The sequence below is a fragment of the bacterium genome, from assembly GCA_035703895.1.
Taxonomy (GTDB): Bacteria; Sysuimicrobiota; Sysuimicrobiia; order Sysuimicrobiales; family Segetimicrobiaceae; genus Segetimicrobium.
Genome location: DASSXJ010000276.1, coordinates 1 through 3,100 on the forward strand (window position 1 = coordinate 1; position 3,100 = coordinate 3,100).

Here is a 3,100-nt window from a genome sequence, read left to right on the forward strand (position 1 = left end):
GCCGCCGCCCTCCTGGCGCCGCGGCTTCCACGCGTCAAGGAGTGGGCGTACGCCGGTGCGTTCTTCAATTACTCGTCCGCATTCGTATCGCACCTGTTTGCAGGAGATCGACCGGATCTCGCCGCTGCGCTCATGGCGGTCGTGACCGTCGCGTCCTGGGCGTTGCGGCCACCGGAGCGCCGTCTTCTGGAAGCGAAGTCGCCCGGCGAGAGCAGCGCGTGGTCCTGGACGGCGTCGGCAGCGATTCTCGTCCTGCTGTTGATCCTATCGTTCTTGTGGCTGCCGCCAATTCCCGGACACTGAAGTGTTCATGCTGAGCCATCTGCAAAATACTTGGGGTCCGGGCAAGTCGTTGGGAACGATCCGAGCGATTGCGTATTGGACGTTCACGTTTCTGGTGGCGTTTGAAATGGTCGCCGGAGGGATCTGGGATCTCCTGCGAATCGAGTACGTTCGAGTCATGCTCGCGCACCTCGGGTACCCGATGTACCTTCTCACCATCATCGGCGTCTGGAAAATCCCGTGCGCGATCGTGATGTTGCTCCCGGGATTTCTGCGGCTCAAGGAGTGGGCGTACGCCGGGGCCGTCTTCAATTACACCGGCGCCGCCGCCTCTCACTTCCTCGCCGGTTATTCCGGTCTCGGCAGCCCGCTGATTTTTACAGCGATTACGCTGGCATCGTGGGCGCTGCGCCCACCGACACGGCGCCTCGAAGCAGCGCCTCCCGCGGAACAACGCCTGGCGTCAAGGCTTGTTCCGACTCTTGTCCTCATTGCGCTCTTCATCCTGTCATGGATATTTCTCCCCGGGAGGTCAAGAATTGACGGCTGATGTCAAGGCGCCGCCGGCGGTGGCGTGGCGGGTCTTCACGGAAAAGAAGGGCACATGGTGGCCCCTCACCCACTACAAGATCGGCAAAGCGAACGCGATAGACGCGGTGATCGAGCCGCGCGCCGAGGGCCGCTGGTACGAGCGCGGCGACGACGGGAGCACGTGCGACTGGGGCACCGTCCTCGCATCGGAGCCACACTCCCGCCTGGTGCTCTCCTGGAATATCAGCGCCGACTGGCAGCCTGACCCGACGCTCGGAACAGAAATCGAGGTGCGCTTCATTCCGCAAGGCAAGAATGGCACGCGCGTGGAGTTGGAGCATCGTCATATTGACCGATACGGGGCACGTCGCGATGAGATGCGCAACATCTTCGAGACCGAAGGCGACTGGGGTCGTCTCCCCGAGATGTTCGCCCGCACGGCGGCGGCGGAGGCGGCAAAGTAGCGTGTCGGATATCACGCGGGCGCGTACCGCGCTGATCACGCGGATCCTCGAGGGAGAGGGCGAAGCGACGCGCGCCCAGCGCCGTGCCGCGTTCGACAACGCCTGGCTTGCCTCTCCGCTGAACATGCTGATCGATAAGGTTGCCCAACATGCCTACCGGGTCACCGATGAGGACATCGACGCAGCGAAAGCGTCGGGTCTCAGCGAGGATCAGATCTTCGAGATCGTTGTGTGCGCCGCGATCGGCCAGGCCACGCGGCAATACGATGCCGCGCGCGGCGCTCGCGGCGGTGGCGGAGCGAAGTGCGCATGCGCCTCGCGATCCTCGATAACGGCCACGGTCTCGGCACCAAGGCTCTGTTCGCGCTCATTCGCGCGGTCTCGCGCCAGCCGGTACTCGATGTCATCAAGTTGTTTCGATACCGCCCGGATTTCTACGGCGGTCCGATGCAACGAGTCACCCAGGAAGCGATGCGCGGGCCCTCCGTATGGTCGGTGGGTGACCGGGAGCTGATGGCCGCGCTCGTCGCAAAGACGAACGAGTCCACATGGTGCACGAAAACGCACGGCGCGGTCGCGGAACAGGCCTATCGTGATAGTGTGAACGTCCTCGCCGTGCTCTCCGATCTCGAGACCGCGGGCATCACGGAGCCGCTCCGGGCCGCGCTGCGCTTGTTGCGCAAACTGACGCGCGAGTACGCGGTGGATGCCGACGACATGCGGGCAGCGCTGGCGGCCGGTTGCTCGCGCGAGCAGATCGAGGACGCGCTCGCCGTGGGCTTTTCGTTCAACACGATCGGGCGGTTGGCCGACGCCTTCGGGTTCTTCGTGCCGGGTTCCAGGGCCTTCAAGGCAGGCGCGAAGTATCTGCTTGCGCGGGGTTACCGTTGACGATGCCCCGTCCTAACTGGCGGCCGCGCAAGGAGAAATCGCCTTAAGCGAGTTCCTTGTCGAGACTGACGAACCAAGCTAGCCGCTCTCTTGAGCCTAAGTACGAATCTCCCTAAGGTTCAGTACCGCGGCAGTCCGCCTGGCTGAGCCATAAGGGTCAGACCAGACGTCGGGAAGGCAGGAGGGCGTTTCCCCGAGGGAAGCGCCCTCCGTGCCGGTGAATGCCCCGCGATTACCAGTACTTCTCGGCCGGTCGTATTTCCACCGCGCCGCCCAGCCGGGCCGCTGGGACTCTTGCAGCCAGCGCGACCGCAGTCTCCATGCTCTCGGCCTCGTACACGGAGAATCCACCCACGCCTTCGGCCAGGTACGTCCCGTTCTTGACGTGGACCTTTCCGTCCCGCACCTGCACCGTCCTCGCTGCGTCCGGTAGCCCCAGTGGAAGCCCCGGTGTGACACCCTCGGCCCTGTTGAGCTCCTGGTAATCCGCGTAGATCGCCTTCCGTTCCGCCTCCGTCAGCGCTTTCCAGCGATCCGAACCGGGCAGGGGTGTGGACCCTTGATAGACTAGCAACACGAATTTCATGTCGTTCTTCCTCCTTTACTCGCCTTTACTCATATGACGGATCGCACAGCCTGAATGTGACGTTCGGCCGGCTGCCGATCGCGCCGTTTGCCCTGACGACAAGGACTCGCGTCATACACCTCCTTGTTGGTCTACCGAGTTGGTGATGTCATCGATGCCGAGGGTACCTGTCGTGAACGGCTCCGCGCATCCGGCAAAATGGCCAACTACGAACGAATCCTACAGTAGTAGTTGTAGGATGCGGTTCTAGTTGGCCATTTTCGACTGTATTTGTCCATACTTGGCCATTTGTCCGGGGATAGTTGGCCACTCGTGAAGAATCTGTTTTTCGGCCCCGCCGAGTACC

Annotated in this window: 5 protein-coding genes; 4 read left to right on the forward strand and 1 reads right to left on the reverse strand. The window is 62.8% G+C overall.

Annotated elements, in window-relative coordinates; genetic code table 11:
• The 4 genes from VFP86_18320 to VFP86_18335 form a co-directional block, all read left to right on the forward strand.
• Positions 1–303: DoxX family protein (locus VFP86_18320; GenBank protein ID HET9001602.1), on the forward strand; the 303-nt coding region annotated here is incomplete at its 5' end.
• 7 nt (positions 304–310) lie between these two features.
• Positions 311–832, forward strand: a complete 522-nt coding sequence (locus VFP86_18325) for a DoxX family protein (GenBank protein ID HET9001603.1) — start codon at positions 311–313, stop codon at positions 830–832.
• Positions 822–1,277 (forward strand): SRPBCC family protein, encoded by a 456-nt coding sequence (locus VFP86_18330; GenBank protein HET9001604.1) that lies wholly within the window; start codon positions 822–824, stop codon positions 1,275–1,277. Before VFP86_18325 ends, VFP86_18330 begins: the two co-directional genes overlap by 11 nt.
• Before the next feature lie 309 nt (positions 1,278–1,586).
• Positions 1,587–2,168: an alkylhydroperoxidase AhpD family core domain-containing protein gene (locus VFP86_18335; GenBank protein ID HET9001605.1), complete on the forward strand. Its 582-nt coding sequence runs from the start codon at positions 1,587–1,589 to the stop codon at positions 2,166–2,168.
• 232 nt (positions 2,169–2,400) lie between these two features.
• On the opposite strand, the gene VFP86_18340 is transcribed toward VFP86_18335, so the two are convergent.
• Entirely contained in the window at positions 2,401–2,754 is a 354-nt protein-coding gene (locus tag VFP86_18340; GenBank protein HET9001606.1) for a YciI family protein, read from the reverse strand.
• Positions 2,755–3,100 lie beyond the last annotated feature (346 nt).